We start from the raw sequence: 25,370 nt of genomic DNA, 5'->3' as shown, positions 1-25,370 counted from the left end.
AACGGTTTGTAAATCTAAGTCCTTCATATCCCTTGAAGGAAAAAGGGACGAATAAAAAAAACAGCATTCGCTGTTTATTTTGTTAAATCAATTCTTTTTCCTAGTTGATCAATAAGTAAAGCTCCAACAATTAAGACGACAAATTCCCCCGCTGCTACTGTGCCCCACATCATCAAAAATGGAGACTTATAAACAAGCATTAATTCGGCAGCGATTGCAGCCATTCCTACAATAGAGTCAAATAAAGCGAAATAGACAAATGCTTTATTAAACGGACCAAAATAAGTTTTTTTGAAACGGTCAAATAACCAAACCCCAATAAGTAAACAAATTAAGGTTTGTGCAGTACCAACGATCATGTCCACAATGGCGACATTTGAGCTAAACAAATTTGAAATAAAACAGCCTAGTGTAACTCCCCAAATATACCTTTTATGATAAAAAGGTAAGAAATTCAAGATTTCGGAAAGTCGAAATTGAATGGGTCCATAGGATAAATTATTTAATGGAGGTAGTACTGTCAAAACGACATAAATAGCGGCTACAAGGCCAATTTTTGCAAGATCAGTTACAGAAAAATGTCCTGCTGAACGAGTTGAATTCATCAATGCTCCTTTATCGCCTGTCAGCGACTGTAGTATGCTCAGGCAAAGGTAAAAAGTCCTGAGGGTCATCAAGTTCAATTTTCTTAACGACGAAATCTATTTTACCAAAAAAAAGAAAAAAGAAAAAGCCTGAACGCATTTCAAACTCTTTCCTATAATTATCTAAACATTAGCCAATGATTGAACCATTCGGTACTGACGAATCGACGGTGAGTACTGTTAATTTTCCATCAAATTCTGCTGACAAAATCATTCCTTCTGAAACATATTTTTTCATCATTTTGCGTGGTTTTAAATTGGCAACAATTTGCAACTTTTTGCCTACTAATTCTTGCTCGTTGGGGTAGAATTTCGCAATTCCTGAAAGAATCGTTCGCGTCCCCTTATCACCAGCCTCTAGTTCAAATTTTAAAAGTTTATCAGATCCTTCAACTCGTTCAACTGCGACAACTTCAGCCACACGAATTTCAATTTTGTCAAAATCATCAAATTCGATTTGTTTTTTGTTCAGAACGAGTTCTTTTTCTTCTTTTTCTGCTCCTTTTTCCGAACCGCCGAGCATTTCATCATTTATGACAGCAATTTCAAATTCTCGATCCAGACGAGGGAAAATAGGGTCACCTTTTGCCACTACATTATTTTTGAACTCATAACCAGAAGTCAAAGTTTCAAGATCAAATTTGGTTTCGGTCAAACCGAGTTGAGCAAAGATTTTTTCAGAGGTCGCGTGCATATAAGGTTGTAACAGGCTTGATACAATACGGAGATTTTCAGCCAAATGATATAAAACATTGTTCAGTTTAGCTTGATCAGCATCAGATTTAGCTAAAATCCAAGGCGCAGTTTCATCAATATATTTATTCGTCCTAGAAATAATTGTCCAAACTTCAGACAGGGCTACTGAAAATTCGAACTTATCCATCGCCCTGTGGTAATTGCTTATCGATTCAACAAGCACATCCGAAAGTTCAGCATCAAATTCCGTCGGCACACCTGTATTCTCAATTTTTCCATTATTATATTTGTTAATCATTGCAACCGTACGGTTCAAAAGATTACCAAGGTCGTTAGCCAAGTCAAAATTTATACGGTCTATATAACTTTCCGCAGTGAAATTTCCATCATTTCCAAAAGGCATCGCGCGTAAAATGTAATAGCGATAAGGATCTAGACCATAACGTTCCACCAAAGGCTCAGCATAAATAACATTATGGAACGATTTAGACATCTTACGTCCATTGACTTGATACCAGCCATGTCCAAAGACTTGTTTTGGAGGTTCCATGCCAAGTGCATGAAGGAAAATTGGCCAGTAAATCGTATGGAATCGCAAAATATCTTTCCCAACCATATTTACACCAGGCCAGAATTTCTTATACATTGAGTCATCATCTGAACCATAACCAAGTGCTGTCACATAGTTGAACAGTGCATCGAGCCAAACATAAATCACATGTTTTGGATTTGATGGAATTGGGATTCCCCAAGTAAATGTTGTCCGTGAAACGGCCAAATCTTCCAGACCCGGCTTAATGAAAGTATTAATCATCTCATTTTTACGAATTTCAGGTTGAATAAAGTCGGGGTGTTCCTCGTAATAATTCAACAGCCAATCGGCGTATTTGCCCATGCGGAAAAAGTATGATTCTTCTTCAACCTTTTCAACTTCGTGTCCAGAAGGCGCCATCCCCCCAATTACATTTCCGTCACTATCACGATAAACTTCAGCAAGTTGACTTTCCGTAAAGAATTCCTCATCAGAAACCGAATACCAGCCCGAATATTTCCCTAAATAAATATCATCCTGAGCCAAAAGTTTTTCAAATATTTTCTGAACAGCTTCTTCATGATAAGAATCTGTGGTTCTGATAAATTTATCATAAGAAATATCTAATGTTTTCCAGAGTTTTTTTACATCTTCCGCCATTGGATCAAGATAAGCCTTAGGTTCCATACCAGCTGCTTCTGCACGTTGTTGAATCTTTTGACCATGTTCATCAAGTCCTGTCAAATAATAGGTATCAAAGCCCATCAATCGCTTGTAACGAGCTAAGACGTCACAGGCAATCGTTGTGTATGTGGAACCTAGATGTAATTTTCCTGAGGGATAATAGATGGGTGTCGTGATATAAAATGTTTTGTTTTCAGCCAATTTCTAACCTCCTTGGTCGAGCAAATGAAACTCGCCAGAATATTCTATTTTAATTATAGCAGAAATGAGCTGTAAACGTGGTTCTCAATTCATATTATTTTTTCACAAAACTTCTTTCACGCTGACATTGCCGCATCCCGATTCGCCTCGGAGAATCGCTTGATTGCTCGCATTTCCGCGACGACTACCAGTCTTGCGTTTTTCTTTTTTGACTTCATAGGAAACCCCGTCCAAAGCAATTTCTGAGCTACCAGAACCTGATTTCAAATCAAAATCAAATACCATATCACGAGGGACACTGATTCTCACGTTTCCTGAATCAGATTTCGCTTTCAATGCTTTAAATCCAACGACTTCAGCGACAACATTTCCGCTATTGGTGGTTAAATTTGCCTCAATCGAAAAACTGTTCAGCAACTTGATATTACCACTATTCAATTTCAAATCAAGCCCAATGAAATGCACATTTTCAAAAACGCAATTGCCACTGTCAGCAATAATTTGAACGTTTTCGGCAATCATTTTATCACCTTTCAAATTGCCACTTTTGGCGTTAATATAAAGCTTTTCAGTTGTTAAATTTTCAAATTTGCCGTTACCACTTGACAAATCAAGAGAAAAGTCCTGAACTTCAACATCTGCCAGTTTGAAATTACCAGAACGAACGTTCATCATGAGCGAACTTAGCGAAATTTCCTGAACATTCATATTTCCAGAGCGATTGTCAACATCTAGGTCGCCGGTAAAATTCACTGGAAGCGCCAAAATAATCTTCGTACGAAAAGGAACAAAAACCCCGAACAAACGTGGGCGCACGCCTGCTTGAATGCTCAAATGCCCGCCTGTTTTTTGAATCTGCGCAAAGAAATCAGGATTTTCCGAATTCATGTATTCATACAAATGGATTTTTCCGTCAGACGATGCGAGAATTTCGACGTTGTCGGAGCTATAGCTTAGCTTGATTGACTCGATTTCTGTGGGATTAAAAGTCTGATCATTGGCGAGTTTCAGCTGGTTTTCGTTGTAGATTGAAATGTTATTTTTGCTGTAAACAAGCGTCTTGTTCGTGATTTCGTTGAGCACCTCGGTCAAGTCGCCAATTTCTGAAAATGCTTGAATAGCGGCATCGACGTCTGATTTCCCATCGGCTTTCAAATCTTTCGCAGCGGCTCTAAGATTTGAGAGCACTTCGTCGTACAAATCCTTTGTTTCCGTAGTTAGTTGATAGTCGCTGAAAACGGAATTCAGTTTATTTTTCAGTAAATCTTCCATGAATCGTCTCCTTTATTTTCGATGGTGCCCATGATTAATTTCGTGATGATTTTCTGAGCGAATTGCCAGGAATCACGTGCGTTTGCTAGTTTCTCCAAACCAGTAGCAGTGATTTTGTAATATTTTCTGCGCCCACCTTGACTTTCGTCGCCCCAGTAAGACTCAATATGCCCAGATTTTTCCAACCGACGAAAAACGGTGTAAAGCGTTGCTTCATTGATTTCGTATTGATTTTCACTGAGCTTTTTGACGGTTTTGGACACCTCATAGCCGTAGCTGTCGGCTTGTGACAAGATGTTGAGAATAACCGCATCCATGTGTCCACGAATCATATCTTTTGATATTTCCTCTGCCAATTTTGACCTTCTTTCTATTTGAGTATATTATAATCTAAATTACTATGCTTGTCAAGGTAATGTGTTAAATATATTTGTTTTTGAAATTTGACGAACTCAAGCTTAATTTTCTTGTGTTATAATGTAATTATCACGGAAATAAAGCAAAGGAAATTTTAATGAAATACAAATTTATCTCATGGAATATTGATTCACTCAATGCGGCACTGACTGGGACGAGTGAACGTGCGACGTTATCGATGGCTGTATTCGACAAAATTGCTTCTGAAGCCCCTGATGTATTGGCAATTCAAGAAACAAAATTATCTGAAGATGCAAAAAAAATTGCCAAATTATTTGATATTATTGCAACAAAATTCCCCGAATATGCCATTATTCATCGCAATAGTGTTGCTCCTGCTCGTAAAGGTTACGCTGGTACCATGGTTATTTACAAACGGAGTCTTGGTGATCCCATCGTGACCTTCCCCGAAATTAACGCACCAGAACCGATGGATTCTGAAGGACGAATGATTACGCTAGAATTTCCCAACTTTTTCGTAACGACTGTTTATACACCAAATGCTCAAGAAGGGTTGACACGACTTGATTTACGTGGAAATTGGGATGATCAATATCGAACCTATTTACGAAGCCTCGACGCTCAAAAACCTGTTTTTGCCTGTGGTGACTTCAATGCTGCCTACACCGAGATTGATTTGGCAAATCCAAAAGGAAATCGCCAATCTGCAGGATTTACCGACCAAGAACGTGCTAAATTCGGTGAATTACTGGCTGCTGGATTTACTGATAGTTTCCGCAAATTACATGGAAACATCGAAAAAGTCTTTCCATCAGGTCAATCAATATACACCTGGTTCGCTCAACGGGCTAAGACATCGAAGATAAATAATTCGGGCTGGAGAATTGATTATTGGCTCGTTTCAAATCGCGTCGCTGATCAAGTATTAATATCAGAGCCAATGGATTCTGGTGAACGTTTGGACCATGTCCCCATTTTATTAGAATTTGAATTATAAAAAAATGAGCAAAGGCTCATTTTTTATTTTTTCGCTAACTCATTCCGATAAAACTCTTCATCGAAACCAACTGCCACAATTTGATTATCTTTAATAATCAGTGGCCTTTTAATCAACATTCCATCTGATGACAATAATGCGGCACGTTCCGAACTAGACAAATTATCAAATTTGTCTTTCAAATTCAATGCGCGATAAACGAGACCACTTGTATTAAAAAACTTCTTCTCAGGGAAAGTCCCCTGCTTAAACCACTGCTCGAATTGTTTTGCTTGAGGCGGTTCAGTTTTAATGTCGATAGCCTCATAAGCAATTTTTCTCTGGTCTAAAATTGCTTTTGCTTTTTTACAAGTTGAACATTTAGGATACCAATAAAACGTATACATGTTTGCTCCTCATCATTTAGTTATATATCTATTAAGGATTTCTTATATTATAACATATGAGAACAAATATCCGACTTCATCACTGACAATTTTTATTGGATTCCCGACACCAAAGTCCAATTAATTTGTGCAGTATAAGTCCCTGGAGAGACTCTTGAACTGTTGCTTTGAATCAATAAGCCTGAATTATTAGCAAAAGTTAAAGCGAAATTTCCTGCACCATCAGAACTGACACCACTTGAGTTTGAGTTGAAAATGGTTGATGCGCTCGTTCCCAAAGTTAAATTTGTTGTTGGTGTGCTGACACTCCCCCAAACAAAACTCATCGTGCTTGGTAAAGTCGAATTAGTGACTGTTGCTTGGACACTAAAACTTGGACTCCCATATGTATCTGTGATTCCGAATGACATATTTGAGGCCGTTCCCGCAACCCGTGGAATAATACCATTGGCTAGCGAGCCTTGGATAACTGAATTAAAAATCATAGAACTATCAGTCGGAATTTGATTAAATGCCAATTCAGCATTCATTTTCACAAATTCTAACTGTGCTGCGGATTGGTAAGTTGTTATTTCCGTACTTGTAGGTACCTTATTTCCTGTTAATTTAGACAAATCAGATAAACTTGAATGGAAAGTTCCTAATACATTATAAGCCCCTGTGGTTGTGGTAGCACTTAAAACTGACGTACCTGATGAATTATATCCATTGATACTAAACCCCGTACCAAAAACATCACTCGGATCTAACTGCAAGTTAATTGGCATAATCGTTGAATCTGTTCCAAAGATTGAGGTAGAAGTTGAGAGCGTAGTATTAAAACGAACATTATTTGCCGAATTGATTGTGAATTTATCAGATGAACCAAGCGTACCTGTAAATATTGTACTGGCACCTGCATTGTAGGTAAAGTTTGCATCCGATCCGACGGACGTTGTAAAAGAACCCGAAGTGGCGCTCATGTTGAATAAGCCTGATGCTGTAATCATCGTGTTTGAATTTGGACCAAAGGCATATGTGATGGGTCCTGAAATGGTGTTCGCTCCAAATATGGACGTCGTATTACTCGTTGCACCAGAAAGTGTCATGTTAAGCGTGCCATTGTTGCGGATATGAAAGTCCGTCACAGCTGTCGTGCCAGGCTTTCCATTTGAGATATAAAAGTAGCCCTTCTGATTCGTGGACGACCAGTTAATATCTAGCTCGGCGCCGACCGCAACGTCAATTCCGCCGGTAGCATTGGTGGAGCCACTTTGAGTCGCATTGACCAGACTGGAGTTAAAGCTCTTGTCACCACCTAAAATCTGCGTTTTGCCATCTAAGACAATAAAACCATTGCCTTGCATAAAGTCAAGGTAATAGGCCGAATCATAGTTGTAATAGAGAAGATTTTGCCCAGAAAATTGAACCTGCATACCCATTGTCGAAAATGCCATTCCTGCATTTGCCCAACTCGTAATCGTTCTTAAATCCTGCACCACATTTTTATAGGTCAAGCTAGCACCAGTCGGAGTACTTCCGGATGTTCCAAAAATCCCAGCACTCGCGTAGTAAATTGTACTTTGTGCTGTCCCTGCTGCATTTGTTCCCGTAAAGCTATTCGTCGTCCCCGTGGCGACTTGATTTTCATTTTGAAGGGTAACATGATCTCCGTTGCTCAATGTATAGTAGGTCTTCAAGCCATTGTCAAAGTAAAGGGCATTACCTCCCAAATCAAACGTCAGGGTCAAATTGGTAGGAAGCGAGCATCCGTTAGTGGCGGTAATGTTATTCGCAGCGAGGATATTTAACGTCGAGCCTGATGTGGCACTGCTGATAACACTATTAAGATCATTCCCATTTTGCACCACTTGCCAGGACACGCCGTTAATGACCTGTGTCGTCACCGCTGCATAAACATTCTGATGTATAAATATTAGAAAACCAAATAGTATGGCGAAAATAGAGAAGAATTTTTTCATTTTTTCTTCCTCCTTGGATGGCTCTCGTGATCTGCCCGCACGGTACCATCTTCATCTTCATCTTCATCTTCATCTTCTTTTTTACGTCTTTTCCAGAGTAAGAACCAGAGCAAAAAGAGGATAATGAGGAGAAATAAAAGGATTAAGCTGATGATTAACCAGAGCATCGAATTAATCATCGAAACACCAGCCACCGCTGCATCCGTCGCATTGACCATAAACGGCTGCTTACTCTCTGTCGTTGTGCCATGTGCAACAACTTTCATCACATAGTAATACTTGCCTGGAGCCAGCAAATGGTCTAGTGTCAAACTGGTATCAGTCTCACTCTTTGGTGCAAAAGCGCGCAGTGTCTCGGTCATAGATTTGATGACCTTACCTTCGCTGTCCAAGATCCGATGTGTCACTTTAGCCTCATTGGCATAGGCCTGAATCTCATTTTTCACATGCCCTATCACGTAGGGAAGAGTGTCTTTCACAGCATAACTAGCCGATGAAAGTTTAGGGGCAGCCACCAGTTTTTGATTACCCTGACGGAGAATGACTGAATTCACATAACTAAAAGTGTTTTTAATACCCGAACTATTTTGTTGAGCAGTAGTCTCATGCTTTTTCAGATAAATTCCTCCAACAATCTGGCCGTCAAATTTGACAGGAGGCATTGTGACCACCACTTGCACTGTCGTTTGTGAATGTGCTGCAAGCGTAATTGTAGGATGAACGACTTTTGCCAGATCAGCAAAGTGAATACCGGTCAGTTTTTGCTCTGCCACCAGAGTACCTGAGTAATCAATAATCAAATTACTATTTGTCGCAGCATTATTGGCTGAAACGTCAAATGTGATGCTGTCAGAGCCAAGATTTCCGACGATCAGCTCTAATGTTGTTGACTGGCCTGGTGCAAGGCCTGATAAGTCAAAATAGCCGAGTTTGCCTATCTGATGTGGATTTTTGACAATACTTACAGAAAAATTAGGCTGATTGTCTGATGCCGTGTCTGCCATGACCGAAGCCACAGGAATCAGCGATGTCAAAATGAGCATCATTATTAAGAAGGTTTTATATAATTTTTTGAACATCGTTTTTTTCCTTTCATATGTCACATTTGATAAATTCGTTCATTGTTTGATAAAAAACCAGCTAGTGGCAAAGCTGTCGAACTAGCTGGAATGGATTAGATTCCTACGCCAAGCGTATAATCAATCGTTGCCGAATAGTTGCCTTGTGTGTACATCGTACCCGAGGCATTTGTAATAGTAAGTTGAGCATCCCCTCCGATTGTTGCTTCTTGCCCAGCAGATGTATTTGCAGCTCCTGAGGCGATTTTAGTTGAAGTCGTTGCGATGTTTCCCGAAATGCCTGTCAATGCTCCGTCTTCACTATTCCCTAAGGAAACTGTAAAGTTTGGCGTAACTAATGTTGAAGTGCCATTAGTAAATCCCTGTGTCATTTGAGCGGTCACGTTATAACCTGTTATACCACCACTGTAATCTCCGACCGTGAGTGCACCTGTTGCAAGAGCTGTCGATGTGACACTTGTGACACCGACAGCCTGGCTTCCGAAAGTGAAGTCAGGAACTGAAATAAATTGCAAAGTTCCTGGCGTCAATGTGATTGTTGCTGTTCCTGATCCTGTTGTTCCCGATACCGTATCTGCGTTCGCGACGATGGGGATAAGCCCAAATAATAAAGCTAATGAAGTGATTAGTAGAGATGTTTTTTTCATGTTGTATTCCTTTTTTCTAATGTGATTAAAGTTTTTGACGTCAACTTTTAAATTGTTCTGACCAATTATTCGACCAGATGATACTGTGTTACTTATACATTTTACCGCCTCCTTTCCTTATACTTAGCCCATCACGGGGATAAATTTTGAGACCATCTCGGCAGACTTTGCTATGCAATTATTTTTCGGAATCTTTCGTGATAAGCGTATAGTACTGAAAAAGCATATTTCTTAAACAAGTACTTTCTAAATCAGTCAAAATTCTTATGATCCTTTTCATGATTTGAATCCCTTTTAATTGATCTTCGAAAGCGTATATCCAATATCCTTCAGCAAATTTGAAGAAAAGTTGATTGGCAATATCAAGTTCTGACGATAAGCGATCTGAAATATCTTTCGCTTTTTCATAAAAAGCATAAGCGACATCTTTTTTCCCCAGTTTACAAAATCGGAATATTGACATCACAACAATGCGCATGAATAAGATTCTAAAATCAGGGATTATCCGCAGGTAATCATAGGCTTTTTCATCGCTTAGAAACCAGAAGACTGTTTTTGTAACTTGAAAGATATTGATTTGATCAAGGGTGTTTAAAAGTAAATATAGCTCATAGCGTCCCCATATTTCTATGGAACCGAACAGGCGTTCGAGATAATGTTTTTCTTTGGCTGATAAGACCGCATACCTTGCTTTTGCTGCCAGTGCAATTCCGTACATACTGCTATCTTCAGAATCAATTAGTTCATTATGAATTTCATGCAATTCTTCTATATTGTTACTGTAATACGATAAATCAATTTTTCGAAATTTGACTAGAAAGTAGTCGGATTCTTTGTTATTCAAAAGCAGATTATAGAATTGTAAAGAAACATGCATCTCTTGTAAGGCGAAGTTCAACTTATCAAAGGCGAGCATTGTTTTCCCTGTTTCAAACATTGAAAGGGCTGATTTCGAAATCCCTACTTTTTCGAAATATATAAGTGATAAACCTCTTTGTTTCCTTAAAGCCCTAAAAACTTGTCCGTATTTGCTATAAACCATATCTACTCCCTCCAATTCTTAGCTATTTTGAGTCAACCTATTTCGTATATAATTTTAACATGGTTTCTATAAATTACAGCCCATTTGTTTGTCAATATATTACAAGCAATTATTGATATTTCAGCGATAATAATCCCCTAAAAAGCTGAACTTATCACATCTATTTGCTGAATTAGGACAAGTTTATACGAATTTTTTTAGTCAATTTGTTTAAAATATTGAATCGTATTCTTTTTACTACTCTCTCTTATTTTTATTATAATCTAAAATATCAAGAAATCAAAATGAAACAAATATCCCTAATGATTGTCTGATAATTGTATGATTTTTGAAAATTCAAGACTATTTGCTATTATATATTTAAATCCTATGTTAAAATTATATTAGAATAGTAAGAAACTATTTCATAAAATTCACATAAAGGAGGAATTTATTATGATTTGGTCACTAATCGTCGGTGCTATTATTGGTGCTATTGCAGGTGCAATTATGGGGCGTGGAGCTGCAATGGGCTGGATTGCTAACATAGTTGCCGGTCTTGTTGGCGCATGGGTTGGTCAAGCCCTCTTTGGTCATTGGGGTCCTTCGCTCGCAGGAATGGCCTTGATTCCATCCATTATTGGCGCTGTCATTGTCGTATTTGTTGTCTCACTTGTCTTAGGAAAGACGAACAAATAACTTATTAATATATAAAAAAATGAGCAAATGCTCATTTTTTTTCATTTATCTTTTAAGTCATGGAGGAAGAGTCCAGAGAGTAATTTTGGTTCGAACCAAGTTGATTTTGGTGGCATAATTTTCCCTGCATCAGCAACTGCTAATAATTCTGTTATGCTTGGGGGGAAGAGTGCAAATGCAATGGATGCGCCCTCTTCTACACCTTTTTCAAGTTCTTCTAGTCCCCTAATTCCTCCAACAAATTTGATGTGGGGGCTAGTTTTTGGATTATCAATCCCCAACAAGGGGGCCAAAATTTCATTTTGTAAAATCGAAACATCTAACGCTTGAACGAGATCGGTAGGAATAATATTGGCTTTAGGAATAAGCCTTACCCAGCCTGATTTAGTAAAGGCATGAATGTGATGAACTTGTGTTGGTTTATTTAGTTCAATTTTTTGAATATCAAATTTTTGTGCAACATTTTTCCAGAATTCTGAACCTAATGGACGATAAACGAGACGATTATAATCTAAAATTTGTAGTTCAGTATCTGGGAAAATAACAGACAAAAAATATTTCGATTCATTTGTTTGCAATATCTGACCAACATTTGCCGCCGATGCCGATCGGTGATGACCATCAGCAATATATAAACTTGGAACCGTCTGGAATAAAAATTGCAATTCATTTATCGTTTGCTTATCATTTATGGCAAAAACTCGATGACGAACATAGTAAAAGCTGACGAAATCATAAATCGGGGCATGGTCATTTTTCCAGCTCCCCATTATATTTTGAATGTCATCTTTTGCTCGGTAGGTCAAGAAAATAGGGCTTGTATTGGCCATGGTCGTTTTAAAATGATTTATCCGATCCTGTTCTTTTTCTGGCAATGTAAACTCATGTTTCTTGATGTCACCGTTGTTATATTCAGCAACGGCTGTTGTTGCTACAAGACCTGTTTGAGTGCGACCATCCATTGTTAATTCATAGAGATAAAGCTCATTCTTATCCTCTTTTTTCAACCAACCTTTATTGATAAAGTCCGCCAAATTTGTCGCTGCTTGATCATAGACGATTTGTGAATGACTATCGGTGTTTGCTGGCAAATCAATCTCACTTTTGTCAATATGCAAGAATGAAAAAGCATTTCCTTGAGCCAAATCGCGTGCCTCATCAGAGTCTAGTACGTCATAGGGAAGCGTCGCCACTTGTGATACCTTTTTCTCGTCAGGGCGGATTGCCTTAAATGCTCTAACAGTTACCATTTATATCTCCTTTTTGATGAGTCTAACCCGAATGATATTATCTGAAGCCTTGAAATTCGACATTAACTCTTGAATTTTCGTCTCATTCGTTTCATCAAGATCGAGCAAAGTATAGGCATAGTCTCCTTGACCTCGATTGACAATATTGGCAATATTAATTCCTTCTTCAGATACCCGTGAGGCAATGTGAGCAACTACATTCGGCACATTTTTATTGATTAAGGTAATCCTGTAAGGAGAATTCAATTCTTGAACCACACGTGGAAAATTCACTGAATTAATAATTTCACCCGTTGTTAAATAGCGTTGAATCGAATTGGCTGCCATCTTTGTACAGTTCAAACTTGCTTCCGCCGTTGAACCACCCAAATGTGGACTAACAAAAATGGCATCATTATGATAAAAAAGTTCTGAACCAAAGTCAGTCGCAAAATATTTTATGGTCCCATTTTCAATATATTCTAGCAAATCGGCTTTATTCGTTATTTCATCACGCGCAAAATTTAGCAAAACGGTACCTTTTTTCATTTTCTCAAAGTTTTCTGCAGAATAAATATGGTGAGTTTCATCGGTCAAAGGGGTATGTATAGTGATATAGTCTGATTGTTCAAAGATTTCACTCAAATGAGTTACCCGATGAACATGGGAAGATATTTCCCACGCCCGTTCGACTGCAATATATGGGTCATAACCGATGACTTTCATTCCTAATTTTTCAGCATCATTAGCCACTCGTGAACCGATATTTCCAAGCCCAATAATACCGACTGTTTTTCCTGAAATTTCTTTCCCAGAGAATGCTTTTTTGCCTTTTTCAACGGCTAAATCAATTGACTGATCTGTCCCAACTTGATCTGAGAGCCATTTATTTGCTGGTTTCAAATTACGAGAACCAAATATCATCATAGCCAAAACAAGTTCTTTAACCGCATTGGCATTGCCTCCGGGCGCATTAAAAACGACAATCCCTTGCTCTGAGCATTGCTTAACAGGGATATTATTAAAGCCTGCACCAGCGCGACCAATGGTTAATAAATGGTCACTAAACTTGTAATCATGAAAATTTTGAGCACGACAAATAAAGGCTTGGGCCTCATTTTCAGGGACCCGGTCTACGACAAAATTCTTGCCTAATTCTTCCAAACCTTCTTCATCAATGTTATTTCCGATTGTTTTAATATTATAAATCATTTTCTTCCTCAAATTTCTTCATAAAATCTACCAATGCCTCAACACCTTCAAAAGGAAAGGCATTATAAAGACTTGCTCTCATCCCTCCCACTGAACGATGACCTTTAATATTTTTGAACCCTGCTCGATCAGCTTGTTCGATAAATTTATCATCTTTGACTTTATCGCCACATGAAAATGGAATATTGCAGAGTGAACGCTCATTTTTATTTATCACAGGACTCTTATAAAACTCAGTAGAATCAATATATTCATATAGTAAAGCTGATTTTTTAAGATTTTTTTCTGCCATTGCTTTAACTCCACCTTGTGCTTTTACCCACTCGAAAACGAGGTCAGACATATAAATTCCAAAGGTTGGGGGCGTGTTATAAAGCGAATGATTTTTTGCTAAAATCCGATAATCCATCATTGATGACAAAATCTCTTTGTCAGTCAATAAATCGTTTCGAACAATGACAACGGTCATTCCAGCAGGGCCGATATTTTTTTGAGCCCCTGCATAAATCAAGGCAAATTTTTCGACTTCATAATCAAATGCTAGAATATCTGAGCTCATGTCACCAACAAGTGGCACACCATTCGTATCGGGCAATTCATAAATCGTTGTTCCTTCAATTGTATTGTTTAATGTAACATGAACATAAGCCGCGTCGCTGTCAATTTCAGATGCATCAAATTGGACCAAATGATTATAGTTTTGACTTTCAGTTGAACCTAGACTAATCGGTTCAAAAGGAATAAAATGAGATAGCTTGACTGCTTCTGTGAACGCTTTTTTTCCAAAACTTCCAGACTCAACATAGTATGCTTTTTTACCCACAGCCAAATTAAGAGGGACCATTGTGAACTGTGTCGATGCTCCACCTTGCAAAAATAAAACCTGATAATTGTCAGGGATGTGCATGAGCTCACGTAAAGTTTCTTCTGCGTGTTCGATAATTGCTGTGAATTCTTTCCCTCGGTGTGTCAATTCCATTACTGACATTCCGCTCCCTGCATAATCCAATAGCTCCGCTTGTGCCTTTAACAAGGCCTCCTGTGGCAATACCGATGGACCTGCTGCAAAATTATAAACCATTTCAATGCTCCTATCTCATGGTAGTATTTTTTGTATTATATCACAATTTTCTGACATTAGCGACTATATTAAAAACAATGTGAATTGACAAAAACTCAAAATAAAAAAGCACTATCTCCTAGTACTTTCTAAATCTTTGATAACGTTGCTCAACAAGTTCATCTACTGTCATTTCTGATAATTCTGTTAATGCTTGCTCGAGACTAGCCGACAGATTTTCAAAAAGAGTCTCTTCTTTAATGACAGCATCGACAACTTCCATCTCCAACAAATGATCGGCGGTGATTTTCATCAATTCTGCTGCTTCATCACGCCGTTTTCCATCTTTCCAAAGAATGGTTGCAAAACCTTCCGGTGACAAAACAGAGTAAACGGCATTTTCAAGCATGATGACCTTATTGGCTACCGCTAGTGCTAATGCTCCTCCAGAACCGCCTTCTCCAGTAATGACCGCTATAATCGGAACTTTTAAATCTGACATTTCAAATAAATTACGGGCAATTGCTTCCCCTTGTCCACGTTCCTCAGCTTCAATGCCAGGATAAGCACCGGCAGTATTGATAAATGTAATAAGTGGACGACCAAATTTTTCTGCTTGTTTCATAAGGCGTAAAGCTTTGCGATAGCCATTTGGACTCGGTTGACCAAAATTAGTAGCTAAATTTTCTGCTAAATTATGCCCTTTTTGAATTCCAATGACCGAGACAGCCTGCCCTTTAAAGCGAGCAATACCTCCTACAATAGCTTCATCGTCAGTAAATTGACGGTCGCCATGCAACTCGAAAAAGTCACTGAAACAATGGTCAATGATATCACGAACTGAAACACGGTCAGCCGCACGCGCTTTATTTATAATTTCAGCAATTTCTGTCATTATCTTCCCCTCAATATTTATTAAAGTGAGCTGGATATTCGCCATCAAATGAAGCACTGTAATCATGGTTCATTTGATCCGACTAGCTCATCATCAAGATAAGTTTCTACGTCGAAACAACGAATAGCATAGCTTTTTTGGACACTTTTATAAATTAAATTTATCCTTAACGAAAGAGGACAACTTCATCTATAAAATCAATTACAAATCCGTAATCTTTTTCAAAGAAGTTCCCATCAATCGTTCGGTCCACGTACAGAAAATGTTACTTTTCATTGGATTGTGCCAATTTCTGTATGTTTTTTTTAAGATTTAGTGTCGTGCAAATCAAGCAAGAGCGCCAGTTTTTCTTTTAGGTCACCTCGTTTGACAATGGCATCAATAAACCCATGTTCTAAAAGAAATTCAGCTTTTTGAAAGCCTTCAGGTAAGGTTTGGCGAACCGTTTGCTCAATCACACGCCGACCTGCAAAACCGATCAGTGCTTGTGGCTCAGCCAAGATGATATCGCCTAACATCGCAAAAGAAGCCGTAACGCCTCCAGTAGTTGGATCGGTCAATACTGTGATATAAAGTAAGCCGGCATTTGAATGGCGCTTAACAGCAGCTGAAGTTTTCGCCATTTGCATCAAGGACATAATCCCCTCTTGCATTCTGGCACCACCTGATGCCGTAAAAATGATTACAGGGAGTTTTTCATCTAAGGCCCGCTCAAACAGTCTGGTTAACTTTTCACCTACAACTGTTCCCATTGAAGCCATAATGAAATGAGAGTCCATGATTCCTAATGCAACTTCTTTCCCATTTATTCGGGCTTTACCTGTTAAAACAGCCTCGTCAAGTCCAGTATGAGCCTTTACTTTTTCCAATTTTTCTAAATAACCAGGAAAATCAAGCGGATTCTTGGTTTTAATTCCTGTGAACCATTCTTCAAATGTTGATGGATCAGTAATTAAAGCCAAACGTTCATTTGCGGAAATTCGGAAATTGTAATCACAATGGGGACAAATTTTCGCTTCACCCAAGTCTTCTACATAAATACTGTGTTTACATTTAGGGCATTTCGCGAATAATTGATCTGGAACTTCAGGCTCAACTTGTTTCTCTGAAATTAAAGAGCGGTTGGGTGTTATTTTAATATACTTTTTTTTCTGAAATAAAGGCATTCTATCCTCGATTTTCTTTATTAATATTATTCATCATTATTTTTGAGATATTCTGGTAAAAAGACATTTCCCAAAAAGCCTGTGTCGTAATCTCCTGCGATAACATAAGGGTCAGAGATTAAATCCAATTGGAAGTCAATATTTGTAGTTACTCCTTCAATATCAAATTCCATTAAAGCGCGTTGCATCTTCATCAAAGCGTCAAAACGTGTTTCTCCATAGACAATAACTTTTGCAATCATTGAATCATAATATGGTGGAATTGTGTAACCAGCATACATGGCAGAATCAACACGTAATCCCACACCTCCAGAAGGTAAAAAGAGATTCGTGATTTTTCCTGGGCTTGGTGCAAAATTGAATTTAGGATTTTCAGCGTTAATTCGACATTCTATGGCGTGCCCTTTAAAATGAATATCTTCCTGTTTGAACGATAATGCTTCGCCAGAGGCAATACGAATTTGTTCCTTAACAATATCGACACCTGATACGAATTCAGTCACTGGATGTTCAACCTGAACACGAGTATTCATTTCCATAAAGTAGAAATTGCCCGCTTGTTCGTCGAGCAAGAATTCAATTGTCCCTGCATTTTCATATTTTACAGCTTCTGCCGCTTTAACAGCAGCTTGTGTAATTTTATCTCGCAAAGTTTGGCCAATACCAACAGAAGGGCTTTCTTCAAGTACTTTCTGATTGTTACGTTGCAAAGAACAATCCCGTTCCCCTAAATGAATCACGTGTCCATATTGGTCACCCAAAATTTGTACTTCGATGTGTCGCGCTGGATAAATCATGCGTTCAATAAACATAGCTCCGTTACCAAAAGCGGCTTTGGCCTCGGCGGTTGCTGCATTAAAGGCAGGAACTAATTCTTCACTTGATGAAACCTTGCGAATACCTTTTCCTCCACCGCCTGCTGACGCTTTTAACATGACAGGATAACCAATTCGGTCCGCAATTTCTAAAGCTTCTTCAGCAGTGAAAACTTCTCCATCGGAACCTGGAGTGACAGGCACTTTCGCTGTTCTCATTCGATTTCTGGCATTAATCTTATCACCCATTGCATCCATGACTTCAGCCGAAGGACCTATGAATTTAATTTTCATTTCTTCACATAGCCGTGCAAATTTTGAGTTTTCACTCAAAAAACCAAATCCTGGATGGATCGCTTGTGCATGCGTTGCTACGGCAGCTTCTAAGATATTATTCATGTTCAAGTAAGAGTCTGCAGCTTTACTTGGACCAATACAAATTGCTTCGTCAGCCAATGCAACGTGCAGAGCGTCTCTATCAGCTTCTGAATAAACAGCAACTGTCGCAATTCCTAATTCTCTTGCCGCACGAATAATACGGACAGCAATTTCGCCACGGTTTGCAATTAATATTTTATTAAACATGTTTAACTCCTTATTTGGAGAATGAAAGTTCATCTCCTCCTTGTTATTTCCAATCTTTTATTATTCAAAATATTTTATAATTCAAATCAAAATAAGTCCAAAAGGGAGCCACGGCAAAGCCATGGCAAGAATATTTCAAAGTAAGATATTGGATTTAACCTATTAATGAATGTATTTGTCTACGATTTAAGCTTGCAAGGCGAACGTCAATGTTCCTTTTGCTGCTACTTTACCATCGACAGTAGCTTCAGCTTCGACAACAGCAATATTTCCACGCCGTTTGATAAATTTAGCATGAAGCACAAGTTGATCCCCCGGAACGACTTGTTTCTTGTATTTTACATTATCCATGCCAGCGTAGAAAACTAATTTCCCTTTGTTTTCAGGTTTTGATAATTCAAGAACACCTGCGGCTTGGGCCAAGGCCTCCATGATTAACACGCCTGGCATTACAGGGTATTGTGGAAAATGACCTTGGAAAAACTCCTCGTTGATGGTCACATTTTTGATGGCGGTGATTTCGTCTTCATTCATTTCTAGTACGCGATCAACCAAAAGCATCGGGTAACGATGAGGCAAGGCCTCCATAATTTTCGTAACATCAATATTTACTTGGCTCATTTAATCCGTACCAATCCTTGTCCATATTCGACAACCTCTTCAGGAGAAACCATGATGTCAGTAATGACACCATCTTTAGGTGCTGGAATTTCATTCATCACTTTCATGGCTTCAATGATCAAAAGGGTTTGACCTTTTTTAACCGTATCTCCAACTTGAACGAATTCAGGTTTATCAGGGCCTGCCTTTAGATAGACAACTCCGACCAAAGGACTTTCAACCGCATCGCCTTCAACTGCTGTTTGAGGAGCAGACTCTGCTCCTTTTGTTGTTTCAGTAGATGTTTGGGTTGTTGCTGCTACTGCCGGCGCTGTTTGAACAGTCTGAACAAATGCTGGTTCTGGTGCAAGACCAGTGTGACCATCATTTTTTGACAAAGCCAATTCTCCCTCGGCATTTTTCCATGAAAACTCACGCATTGTTGAGCCATCAAATTTATCCATTAATTCTTTTACTTCTGAAATATTCATTTTTATTAAGCCTCCTTAAAAGCACATTATCAAATGGCTTATTTCCCTGTCCATTTTTTGAAGGCGAGGACAGCATTATGACCGCCGAAGCCAAAATCTTGAGATAGTGCAACGTTGATATCTGCTGCTTTCCCTTCACCAAGAACAACGTTGATGGTCATATCGTCATCAAGTTCTTTTGTACCTGCGTTGACAGGAGCATATTGTTTCAAGAGTGATACAACGGTTGCAACAGCTTCGATTCCGCCTGTTCCGCCTAGCGCATGCCCATGTAAAGCTTTTGTTGATGAAACGAGCGCCTTGTCACCAATGACATTGTGAATGGCTTTAGCTTCAGTTTCTTCATTTGCATGTGTTGAAGTTCCATGCGCATTGATGTAATCCACTTCACTTGGATCAATTTGTCCTTCTTCAAGTGCCATCTTAATTGCATTTTCAGCACCAATACCAGAAGGTGTGGTCATATGGAAAGCATCATTTGTACAGCCATATCCAACGATTTCGGCTAAGATATTGGCTCCTCGTGCTTGGGCGTGCTCAAGGCTCTCTAAAATCAAGACCCCAGCGCCTTCACCCATGACAAAACCAGAACGGTCTTTGTCAAAAGGACGACAAGCGATTGTAGGATCTGTTTCTTTTGTTAAGGCAGTCAAATTTGCGAAACCAGCAATGCCCAATTCACAAATTGCGGCTTCTGTACCACCAGCAATCATGGCATCAGCGTAACCATGCTTGATTTCACGGAAAGCAGAGCCAATTGCATTGGCACCCGCGGCACAGGCAGTTACTTCGGCACGTGATGTTCCACGAGCACCAGTTCGCATGGCTACATTTCCAGCACCCATATTTGCTATTGCCAATGGCACATATAATGGGGCTACTTTCTTTGGCCCTTTCAACAATGCTTGTGAATTCTTTTGTGATTGTCCCAAGCCACCAATACCTGAAGCCATGATACAACCCAAACGGTCATAATTTGTATTTTCTTCAGTAATACCTGACATTTCCATGGCATCAAGCGACGCATAAACTGCATATTGACTAAAGAGATCCATACGTCGTGCGTCTTTTTTTTCAAAATATTTGTCAAATGGGAAATTCTTAACTTCCGCAGCAACGGAAATCCCAGTTTCTGTTGCATCAAATCGTGTAAGAGGTCCAATCCCCGTTTTTCCACTTTTTAGGCTTTCCCAAAACTCATCAGGAGTGTTCCCAATTGCACTGACAACGCCATATCCCGTAATAACTACTCGACTCATTTTTTCTCCTTTATTAAGACATGACCATGCCGCCATCAATAGTAATGACCTGGCCTGTTATATATTCTTGTTCAGCTAAAAAGCGGACTGTACTTGCAATTTCAGAAGGCAATCCAAATCGTTTCATCGGAATTTGACCGAGCATGACATCTTTTACTTTGTCTGACAAAACTGCAGTCATATCAGATTCAATAAAACCTGGAGCAACGGCATTCACACGGATATTACGTCCTGCAACTTCACGTGCTATTGATTTAGTTAAACCAATCAATCCTGCTTTGGCTGCCGCATAATTTGCTTGTCCGGCATTTCCAATTAATCCCACAACGGAAGAAATATTGATGATTGCTCCCGCTCTTGAACGAGTCATAGGCTTAAGAACCGCTTGAGTCATATTAAAAGCACCCGTTAAATTAATTTTGAGGACAGCCTCAAAATCTTCTTCTTTCATTTTTAATGAAAGGCCATCGCGCGTGATTCCAGCGTTATTGACTAAGATGTCAACCGACCCCAATTGTTCTGTTGCCTCTGCAACCATTCTTTTAGCATCATCAGAGCTTGAAATATCTCCTGACACACCGATAGCTTTGACTCCCAAATTAGAAAACTCAGCAAGCATTTCGTCAGAAATAGCAGAACGACCGTTGATAACAACGTTAGCTCCATTTCGTGCAAATTCAATGGCAATGGCATGGCCAATCCCACGCGTTGAGCCAGTAATAAATACATTTTTATTTTTGATATCCATTATTTTTTCTCTCTATATTTGAAAAAAAGACCCGTCCCATAAATCACCAAAATAATGGAATAGATAAAGGAACTCGGAATTTTCCGGCCAATGATTAAGACGAGGATGCCTAATACAATCATAAAGATGCCGATCGCCGCCAAATTAATTTTCATTTATTAGTGACTTTCTTATTTATTTTCCAAAAGTGTTTTCAATGACGGTAGGTCTTCAACATTAGTAAACTTCGCTGCCTTATCTATTCGTTTTATGAAACCAGAAAGTACTTTACCAGGACCTACCTCAATGAAGCGATCAACTCCTAGGTTTTTCATCGTTTCAATCGATTCATAAAAACGAACAGGCTCCATCACTTGACGTGTCAACAGCGAACGAATTTCATCTTCATGCATCACTTGCGCTGTCGTATTAGAAATCAAGGGAAGATCAAACGTTGAAAATTCAACATTTTCCAATTCAACTTTAAGCCTGTCACTTGCAGGTTTAAGAATAGCTGTATGGAATGGACCAGAGACTTTCAACTCAATCATCTTTTTGACGCCTTCAGCCTTGAGAATTTCAACCGCAGTGTCCACAGCTTTTACTTCACCACCAATAACAATTTGCCCTGGCGTATTATAATTAGCTGGACTGACAATTCCAAATTCGCTTGCTTTTTGACAAGCCGATTCAATGCGACCGGCATCTGTATTCATGATGGCAACCATCTTCCCAGAGCCAGTTGGTGCTGCTTCACTCATGTATTGTCCGCGTTTCGCAACCAACTGAATAGCATCATCAAAAGTTAGAGCACCAGAGATTACTAACGCACTGTACTCACCTAAGCTTAATCCTGCAACAACATCAGGGTGGATATTATTTTCCTCAAGTAAACGTGAAATAGCGACTGACGTAGTCAAAATTGCAGGCTGTGTATACTTCGTTTCATTGAGCTTTTCTTCATCATGGTCAATCAAGAATCGTAAATCATCCCCCAACAAGACGCTCGCACGATCAAAAGTTTCTTTTACCACATCGAATTGCTCGTATAAATCATAAGCCATACCCAATTTTTGAGCACCTTGTCCAGAAAATAGAAATGCTGTTTTAGTCATGTTTCCCACCAATTTTATTTGTAATATCTAACTATATTTTTTGAAATGATAAGGGGTCGAGCCAACAAATTACAATGCATTCGTCGGTCCATCCCCTCTTCATTATTTTTTAAGCTCTTCGACGTAATTTACAAGTTCTGAAACTGTCTTGAGGTCTTGGTCAGTATCAACTTCAACGTCAAATTCGTCTTCGATGTCGTTAATGATTTGGAAAAGATCAAGTGAATCAGCATCAAGTGCTTCAAATGTTGTTTCGAGTGTGATTTCTTCTTTGTCTTTACCAAGTTCGTCAGCGATAATATCTTGTACTTTATTAAATACAGTCATGAGTTTTTCTCCTTATTAGTGAAAATATATTATTCCCTCAATGGGGTTATAACCTTTATTAGTACGTTCAACAAGAAGTTCTTGCCGAACATTTTCTTTCGATTAGAGCTGGATAATCATCGTTCCCCAGGTCAATCCTCCGCCAAATCCAGTCAAAACAAGTTTCTGATTTGTTTCTAAGGATAGCTTACCATTTTCAAGCGATTCTGACAAGAGCAAAGGAATACTTGCTGCACTTGTATTACCATATTCTGCCATATTTTGTAAGAATTTATCTCGATTAGCACCCAATTTCTTGGCCATTTTATCAAGAATTCTCGAATTTGCTTGATGTAAAATGAAATAATCAATGTCGTCTGATGTTAATTCAGCTTTTTCAATGGTTTGTGCAATATTTTTAGGAACATCACGAACAGCAAAATCAAAGATTGCACGACCATCCATAGTCAAAGCCATTTCTTCTGAGCGTCCTTCAACAAAGGGCGATTTTAATTTGGTCAGTCCTGACCGCAATTTATCTCCCCTCAACCCATCAGTTCTTAAAGTTTCTGCCAAAACCAATGGCTTTCGACCTGTGTTTTCTAACAAAACACCACCGGCGCCATCTCCAAATAAAACAGCAGTCGATCGATCTGACCAATCTAAAATTTTTGAAAAAACTTCAGCACCAATGACAAGTCCCTTTTTTTGACCCGCCTGAATCAGCTTTTCAGCTGTCGACAAAGCAAAAACAAAACCAGAGCATGCGGCGACTAAATCATAAGCAAATGCGTTAGTTGCACCAATAGCACCTTGAACCCGCGCTGCCGTTGAAGGCATCATTGAATCTGGTGTAATCGTTGCGACAATGATAAAGTCTAGCTCACTTGCATCCAAATTCTTCTGGTCAAGAATTTTCCTAGCCACTTCAATTGCCAAATCAGAAGTATTCTCTCCTGTAGAAATATGGCGATTTTTAATGCCTGTCCGTGAATAAATCCATTCATCAGAAGTATCCATTATCGTTGAAAGTTTGTCATTGCTGACAACATTTTGAGGTGCGGCATGAGCTGCTGCTGTGATTTTTGCAAACATCTTATTTCATGTTCTCCAATGAATCGTGCAAGTTGCCTAATTCACCTTCCAGTTTATTTTCGGTCGTGCCGTAAATGCTATCGAAAAGACTGTCAGTTATATCACTAAAAAATTCCCGGTGCTGATCACAGAGTTCATTTCCTTTATCTTCAAGCCCCACAAAAATGACACGGCGGTCTACCTTGGAAGGGGTCCGACGAATGTACCCTTTCTTTTCCAGTCGATTAAGTGTAATAGTTATGGTTGAAAGGGCTAGCTTTTGGTCCTTTGCAATATCTGTCGCACGACAGCTGCCTAATGCGTGAATCAACGTCAAAATTTGTAATTCTTTGACGGTCACATCTGGTGTCTCTCGATCTTTTAAGAATTGTTCTTCTAAGATCATGAAATCATGGAAAAGTTGAATCAGCCATTCATTGACTTTATCAAAATCTGTTTTCATTTTATCTCCGATTTGTTCAAGTAATATTTTACACTGCAAATCATTTCATGTATCAAATTATATCACAAAATTATTAATTTGCAAGAATTAAATATGACAACAAAAAATCTTGTCTTACTGACCACTCCATAGGCCTTCACAGACAAGAAGAAAATGCAGTAAAGTAGCACACATTGCCACTAGACAAGAATTTTTCTCACGTTATTTATTCAGGGTTACTGGCAATAAGTTCAAGTTGACCAGAAATTGTCCACTTATCAATTGTGCTTGGCAAAATAAAGTGATTTCCCTTATCAATGGGAAAGTCTATCCCATCAATCGTCAGAGTCCCTTCTCCTTCGAGTACAGAGACTAAAGTATATAAACCAGTCTTTGTAAACTCATGACGATCAGTGATTACCCATTTGTATACGTCGAAGAATTCTGATTTGACCAAAGTCGTAATTTCAGCACCATTAAATTTTTCGCTCAGAGTTTTGTTGTCTGGTAACTTATCCCCCGGAATGGTAAGGACGTCAATCGATTGTTGAATGTGAAGTTCACGAAGATTCCCCTCACTATCGCGACGGTCAAAATCATAAACACGATAAGTCGTATCAGAGGATTGTTGTGTTTCCAAAATTACAATTCCAGCACCAATGGCATGCATTGTTCCTGAAGGAACATGATAAAATTCTCCAGCCTTAACGGGTACTTTTGTGAGCAAGTCATCCCATTTTCCCTCGTGAATCATTTCAGCTAATTCTTCACGAGATTTGGCCGTATGACCGTAGATAATTTCAGCACCTGGTTCTGCTGAGATAATATACCAACATTCCGTTTTCCCAAGTTCACCCTCATGCTTTTTACCGTACTCATTATCAGGATGTACTTGTACAGATAGCCAATCATTGGCGTCTAAAATCTTAGTCAATAATGGGAAAACTTCTTCTTTACTGTCTCCAAAAAGTTCACGATGATCCGCATACAACTGATCAAGCGTTTGACCTGCAAATTCTCCGTTTGCAATTTTTGAACGACCGTGTGGATGAGCAGAAATAGCCCAATATTCGCCCACTTTATCACTTGGTAAATCATACCCGTAGGCTTTTAAATGGTCGCCGCCCCAAATCTTTTCTTGTAATACAGATTCTAAAAACAATGGTTCCTTCATTTTGGACCTCTTCATATAAATTG

Annotated in this window: 26 protein-coding genes and 1 riboswitch; of the genes, 2 read left to right on the top strand and 24 right to left on the bottom strand. The window is 38.9% G+C overall.

Annotated elements, in window-relative coordinates; all coding sequences use genetic code 11:
* Positions 1-74: 74 nt before the first annotated feature.
* From RT41_RS01165 to RT41_RS01150, 4 genes are all read right to left on the bottom strand, one after another.
* Complete coding sequence (locus RT41_RS01165; RefSeq protein ID WP_054638953.1) at positions 75-605, bottom strand: QueT transporter family protein; 531 nt, start codon at positions 603-605, stop codon at positions 75-77.
* Positions 603-714: riboswitch (PreQ1 riboswitch) on the bottom strand. (Overlaps the previous gene by 3 nt.)
* Before the next feature lie 60 nt (positions 715-774).
* Positions 775-2,757 carry a methionine--tRNA ligase gene (metG, locus tag RT41_RS01160; protein WP_096816916.1) on the bottom strand — a complete coding sequence of 661 codons (1,983 nt, stop codon included), beginning with the start codon at positions 2,755-2,757 and terminating at the stop codon, positions 775-777.
* Between the two features lie 102 nt (positions 2,758-2,859).
* Entirely contained in the window at positions 2,860-4,029 is a 1,170-nt protein-coding gene (locus RT41_RS01155; RefSeq protein ID WP_096816915.1) for a DUF4097 family beta strand repeat-containing protein, read from the bottom strand.
* On the bottom strand, positions 4,014-4,361 hold the full coding sequence (locus RT41_RS01150) for a PadR family transcriptional regulator (protein ID WP_054639080.1): 348 nt from the start codon (positions 4,359-4,361) through the stop codon (positions 4,014-4,016). The genes RT41_RS01155 and RT41_RS01150 overlap by 16 nt, the downstream gene beginning before the upstream one ends.
* 182 nt (positions 4,362-4,543) lie before the next feature.
* Between RT41_RS01150 and RT41_RS01145 the strand changes: the two genes are divergently transcribed.
* Complete coding sequence (locus RT41_RS01145) at positions 4,544-5,404, top strand: exodeoxyribonuclease III (RefSeq protein ID WP_054638955.1); 861 nt, start codon at positions 4,544-4,546, stop codon at positions 5,402-5,404.
* Positions 5,405-5,427: 23 nt separating this feature from the next.
* On the opposite strand, the gene RT41_RS01140 is transcribed toward RT41_RS01145, so the two are convergent.
* From RT41_RS01140 to RT41_RS01120, 5 genes are all read right to left on the bottom strand, one after another.
* Positions 5,428-5,790 carry an arsenate reductase family protein gene (locus RT41_RS01140; RefSeq protein ID WP_096816914.1) on the bottom strand — a complete coding sequence of 121 codons (363 nt, stop codon included), beginning with the start codon at positions 5,788-5,790 and terminating at the stop codon, positions 5,428-5,430.
* Between the two features lie 92 nt (positions 5,791-5,882).
* Positions 5,883-7,751 carry a hypothetical protein gene (locus tag RT41_RS01135; RefSeq protein ID WP_096816913.1) on the bottom strand — a complete coding sequence of 623 codons (1,869 nt, stop codon included), beginning with the start codon at positions 7,749-7,751 and terminating at the stop codon, positions 5,883-5,885.
* Positions 7,748-8,830, bottom strand: coding sequence for a DUF916 domain-containing protein (locus tag RT41_RS01130; protein ID WP_096816912.1), 1,083 nt, complete (start codon positions 8,828-8,830; stop codon positions 7,748-7,750). The genes RT41_RS01135 and RT41_RS01130 overlap by 4 nt, the downstream gene beginning before the upstream one ends.
* A 95-nt stretch (positions 8,831-8,925) precedes the next feature.
* A complete protein-coding gene (locus RT41_RS10600) occupies positions 8,926-9,477 on the bottom strand; it encodes a hypothetical protein (RefSeq protein WP_054638961.1) in 552 nt (183 codons plus the stop codon).
* A gap of 178 nt (positions 9,478-9,655) precedes the next feature.
* Positions 9,656-10,519 carry an Rgg/GadR/MutR family transcriptional regulator gene (locus RT41_RS01120; protein ID WP_096816911.1) on the bottom strand — a complete coding sequence of 288 codons (864 nt, stop codon included), beginning with the start codon at positions 10,517-10,519 and terminating at the stop codon, positions 9,656-9,658.
* Positions 10,520-10,954: 435 nt separating this feature from the next.
* On the opposite strand from RT41_RS01120, the gene RT41_RS01115 reads away from it, so the two are divergent.
* Positions 10,955-11,197 carry a GlsB/YeaQ/YmgE family stress response membrane protein gene (locus RT41_RS01115; RefSeq protein ID WP_054638963.1) on the top strand — a complete coding sequence of 81 codons (243 nt, stop codon included), beginning with the start codon at positions 10,955-10,957 and terminating at the stop codon, positions 11,195-11,197.
* A 41-nt stretch (positions 11,198-11,238) separates the two neighbouring features.
* On the opposite strand, the gene RT41_RS01110 is transcribed toward RT41_RS01115, so the two are convergent.
* The 15 genes from RT41_RS01110 to manA all read right to left on the bottom strand — a co-directional run bounded on the left by RT41_RS01110 (position 11,239) and on the right by manA (position 25,347).
* Positions 11,239-12,447: a DUF1015 domain-containing protein gene (locus RT41_RS01110; protein ID WP_096816910.1), complete on the bottom strand. Its 1,209-nt coding sequence runs from the start codon at positions 12,445-12,447 to the stop codon at positions 11,239-11,241.
* A complete protein-coding gene (locus tag RT41_RS01105; protein ID WP_096816909.1) occupies positions 12,448-13,638 on the bottom strand; it encodes a 3-phosphoglycerate dehydrogenase family protein in 1,191 nt (396 codons plus the stop codon).
* Complete coding sequence (serC, locus tag RT41_RS01100) at positions 13,628-14,719, bottom strand: 3-phosphoserine/phosphohydroxythreonine transaminase (protein WP_096816908.1); 1,092 nt, start codon at positions 14,717-14,719, stop codon at positions 13,628-13,630. The genes RT41_RS01105 and serC overlap by 11 nt, the downstream gene beginning before the upstream one ends.
* Before the next feature lie 118 nt (positions 14,720-14,837).
* On the bottom strand, positions 14,838-15,593 hold the full coding sequence (locus RT41_RS01095) for an acetyl-CoA carboxylase carboxyl transferase subunit alpha (RefSeq protein WP_180752663.1): 756 nt from the start codon (positions 15,591-15,593) through the stop codon (positions 14,838-14,840).
* Positions 15,594-15,898: 305 nt separating this feature from the next.
* On the bottom strand, positions 15,899-16,759 hold the full coding sequence (accD, locus tag RT41_RS01090; protein ID WP_096816907.1) for an acetyl-CoA carboxylase, carboxyltransferase subunit beta: 861 nt from the start codon (positions 16,757-16,759) through the stop codon (positions 15,899-15,901).
* A gap of 26 nt (positions 16,760-16,785) precedes the next feature.
* Positions 16,786-18,159, bottom strand: coding sequence for an acetyl-CoA carboxylase biotin carboxylase subunit (gene accC / locus RT41_RS01085; RefSeq protein WP_054638964.1), 1,374 nt, complete (start codon positions 18,157-18,159; stop codon positions 16,786-16,788).
* 186 nt (positions 18,160-18,345) lie between these two features.
* Positions 18,346-18,780: a 3-hydroxyacyl-ACP dehydratase FabZ gene (fabZ, locus tag RT41_RS01080; protein ID WP_054638965.1), complete on the bottom strand. Its 435-nt coding sequence runs from the start codon at positions 18,778-18,780 to the stop codon at positions 18,346-18,348.
* On the bottom strand, positions 18,777-19,250 hold the full coding sequence (gene accB, locus RT41_RS01075; RefSeq protein ID WP_054638966.1) for an acetyl-CoA carboxylase biotin carboxyl carrier protein: 474 nt from the start codon (positions 19,248-19,250) through the stop codon (positions 18,777-18,779). Before accB ends, fabZ begins: the two co-directional genes overlap by 4 nt.
* A gap of 38 nt (positions 19,251-19,288) precedes the next feature.
* Positions 19,289-20,509: a beta-ketoacyl-ACP synthase II gene (gene fabF, locus RT41_RS01070; RefSeq protein ID WP_054638967.1), complete on the bottom strand. Its 1,221-nt coding sequence runs from the start codon at positions 20,507-20,509 to the stop codon at positions 19,289-19,291.
* A gap of 13 nt (positions 20,510-20,522) precedes the next feature.
* Positions 20,523-21,257, bottom strand: a complete 735-nt coding sequence (gene fabG / locus RT41_RS01065) for a 3-oxoacyl-[acyl-carrier-protein] reductase (RefSeq protein WP_054639081.1) — start codon at positions 21,255-21,257, stop codon at positions 20,523-20,525.
* 170 nt (positions 21,258-21,427) lie between these two features.
* Positions 21,428-22,351: an ACP S-malonyltransferase gene (fabD, locus tag RT41_RS01060; protein WP_054638968.1), complete on the bottom strand. Its 924-nt coding sequence runs from the start codon at positions 22,349-22,351 to the stop codon at positions 21,428-21,430.
* 102 nt (positions 22,352-22,453) lie between these two features.
* The gene (locus tag RT41_RS01055; protein ID WP_096816906.1) at positions 22,454-22,678 is read right to left on the bottom strand and encodes an acyl carrier protein; all 225 of its coding nucleotides are present in this window, start codon (positions 22,676-22,678) and stop codon (positions 22,454-22,456) included.
* Positions 22,679-22,780: 102 nt separating this feature from the next.
* Positions 22,781-23,752, bottom strand: coding sequence for a beta-ketoacyl-ACP synthase III (locus RT41_RS01050; RefSeq protein ID WP_096816905.1), 972 nt, complete (start codon positions 23,750-23,752; stop codon positions 22,781-22,783).
* 1 nt (position 23,753) lies between these two features.
* On the bottom strand, positions 23,754-24,194 hold the full coding sequence (locus RT41_RS01045) for a MarR family winged helix-turn-helix transcriptional regulator (RefSeq protein WP_096816904.1): 441 nt from the start codon (positions 24,192-24,194) through the stop codon (positions 23,754-23,756).
* Between the two features lie 205 nt (positions 24,195-24,399).
* Positions 24,400-25,347 (bottom strand): mannose-6-phosphate isomerase, class I, encoded by a 948-nt coding sequence (manA, locus tag RT41_RS01040; RefSeq protein ID WP_054638970.1) that lies wholly within the window; start codon positions 25,345-25,347, stop codon positions 24,400-24,402.
* Positions 25,348-25,370 lie beyond the last annotated feature (23 nt).

Source organism: Lactococcus fujiensis JCM 16395, assembly GCF_002441655.1.
In the GTDB taxonomy this organism is placed as follows: domain Bacteria; phylum Bacillota; class Bacilli; order Lactobacillales; family Streptococcaceae; genus Lactococcus; species Lactococcus fujiensis.
The sequence above is the reverse complement of the archived record's forward strand: the minus strand, read 5'-3'. Positions and strand labels throughout refer to the sequence as shown.

Bases quoted from the DNA above. Each gene is read 5' to 3' on its own strand.
- RT41_RS01165 (WP_054638953.1), bottom strand. From the start codon at position 605: ATGAATTCAACTCGTTCAGCAGGACATTTTTCTGTAACTGATCTTGCA.
- RT41_RS01155 (WP_096816915.1), bottom strand. From the start codon at position 4,029: ATGGAAGATTTACTGAAAAATAAACTGAATTCCGTTTTCAGCGACTAT.
- RT41_RS01150 (WP_054639080.1), bottom strand. From the start codon at position 4,361: ATGATTCGTGGACACATGGATGCGGTTATTCTCAACATCTTGTCACAA.
- RT41_RS01145 (WP_054638955.1), top strand. From the start codon at position 4,544: ATGAAATACAAATTTATCTCATGGAATATTGATTCACTCAATGCGGCA.
- RT41_RS01140 (WP_096816914.1), bottom strand. From the start codon at position 5,790: ATGTATACGTTTTATTGGTATCCTAAATGTTCAACTTGTAAAAAAGCA.
- RT41_RS01135 (WP_096816913.1), bottom strand. From the start codon at position 7,751: ATGAAAAAATTCTTCTCTATTTTCGCCATACTATTTGGTTTTCTAATA.
- RT41_RS01130 (WP_096816912.1), bottom strand. From the start codon at position 8,830: ATGTTCAAAAAATTATATAAAACCTTCTTAATAATGATGCTCATTTTG.
- RT41_RS10600 (WP_054638961.1), bottom strand. From the start codon at position 9,477: ATGAAAAAAACATCTCTACTAATCACTTCATTAGCTTTATTATTTGGG.
- RT41_RS01120 (WP_096816911.1), bottom strand. From the start codon at position 10,519: ATGGTTTATAGCAAATACGGACAAGTTTTTAGGGCTTTAAGGAAACAA.
- RT41_RS01115 (WP_054638963.1), top strand. From the start codon at position 10,955: ATGATTTGGTCACTAATCGTCGGTGCTATTATTGGTGCTATTGCAGGT.
- RT41_RS01110 (WP_096816910.1), bottom strand. From the start codon at position 12,447: ATGGTAACTGTTAGAGCATTTAAGGCAATCCGCCCTGACGAGAAAAAG.
- RT41_RS01105 (WP_096816909.1), bottom strand. From the start codon at position 13,638: ATGATTTATAATATTAAAACAATCGGAAATAACATTGATGAAGAAGGT.
- serC (WP_096816908.1), bottom strand. From the start codon at position 14,719: ATGGTTTATAATTTTGCAGCAGGTCCATCGGTATTGCCACAGGAGGCC.
- RT41_RS01095 (WP_180752663.1), bottom strand. From the start codon at position 15,593: ATGACAGAAATTGCTGAAATTATAAATAAAGCGCGTGCGGCTGACCGT.
- accD (WP_096816907.1), bottom strand. From the start codon at position 16,759: ATGCCTTTATTTCAGAAAAAAAAGTATATTAAAATAACACCCAACCGC.
- accC (WP_054638964.1), bottom strand. From the start codon at position 18,159: ATGTTTAATAAAATATTAATTGCAAACCGTGGCGAAATTGCTGTCCGT.
- fabZ (WP_054638965.1), bottom strand. From the start codon at position 18,780: ATGAGCCAAGTAAATATTGATGTTACGAAAATTATGGAGGCCTTGCCT.
- accB (WP_054638966.1), bottom strand. From the start codon at position 19,250: ATGAATATTTCAGAAGTAAAAGAATTAATGGATAAATTTGATGGCTCA.
- fabF (WP_054638967.1), bottom strand. From the start codon at position 20,509: ATGAGTCGAGTAGTTATTACGGGATATGGCGTTGTCAGTGCAATTGGG.
- fabG (WP_054639081.1), bottom strand. From the start codon at position 21,257: ATGGATATCAAAAATAAAAATGTATTTATTACTGGCTCAACGCGTGGG.
- fabD (WP_054638968.1), bottom strand. From the start codon at position 22,351: ATGACTAAAACAGCATTTCTATTTTCTGGACAAGGTGCTCAAAAATTG.
- RT41_RS01055 (WP_096816906.1), bottom strand. From the start codon at position 22,678: ATGACTGTATTTAATAAAGTACAAGATATTATCGCTGACGAACTTGGT.
- RT41_RS01050 (WP_096816905.1), bottom strand. From the start codon at position 23,752: ATGTTTGCAAAAATCACAGCAGCAGCTCATGCCGCACCTCAAAATGTT.
- RT41_RS01045 (WP_096816904.1), bottom strand. From the start codon at position 24,194: ATGAAAACAGATTTTGATAAAGTCAATGAATGGCTGATTCAACTTTTC.
- manA (WP_054638970.1), bottom strand. From the start codon at position 25,347: ATGAAGGAACCATTGTTTTTAGAATCTGTATTACAAGAAAAGATTTGG.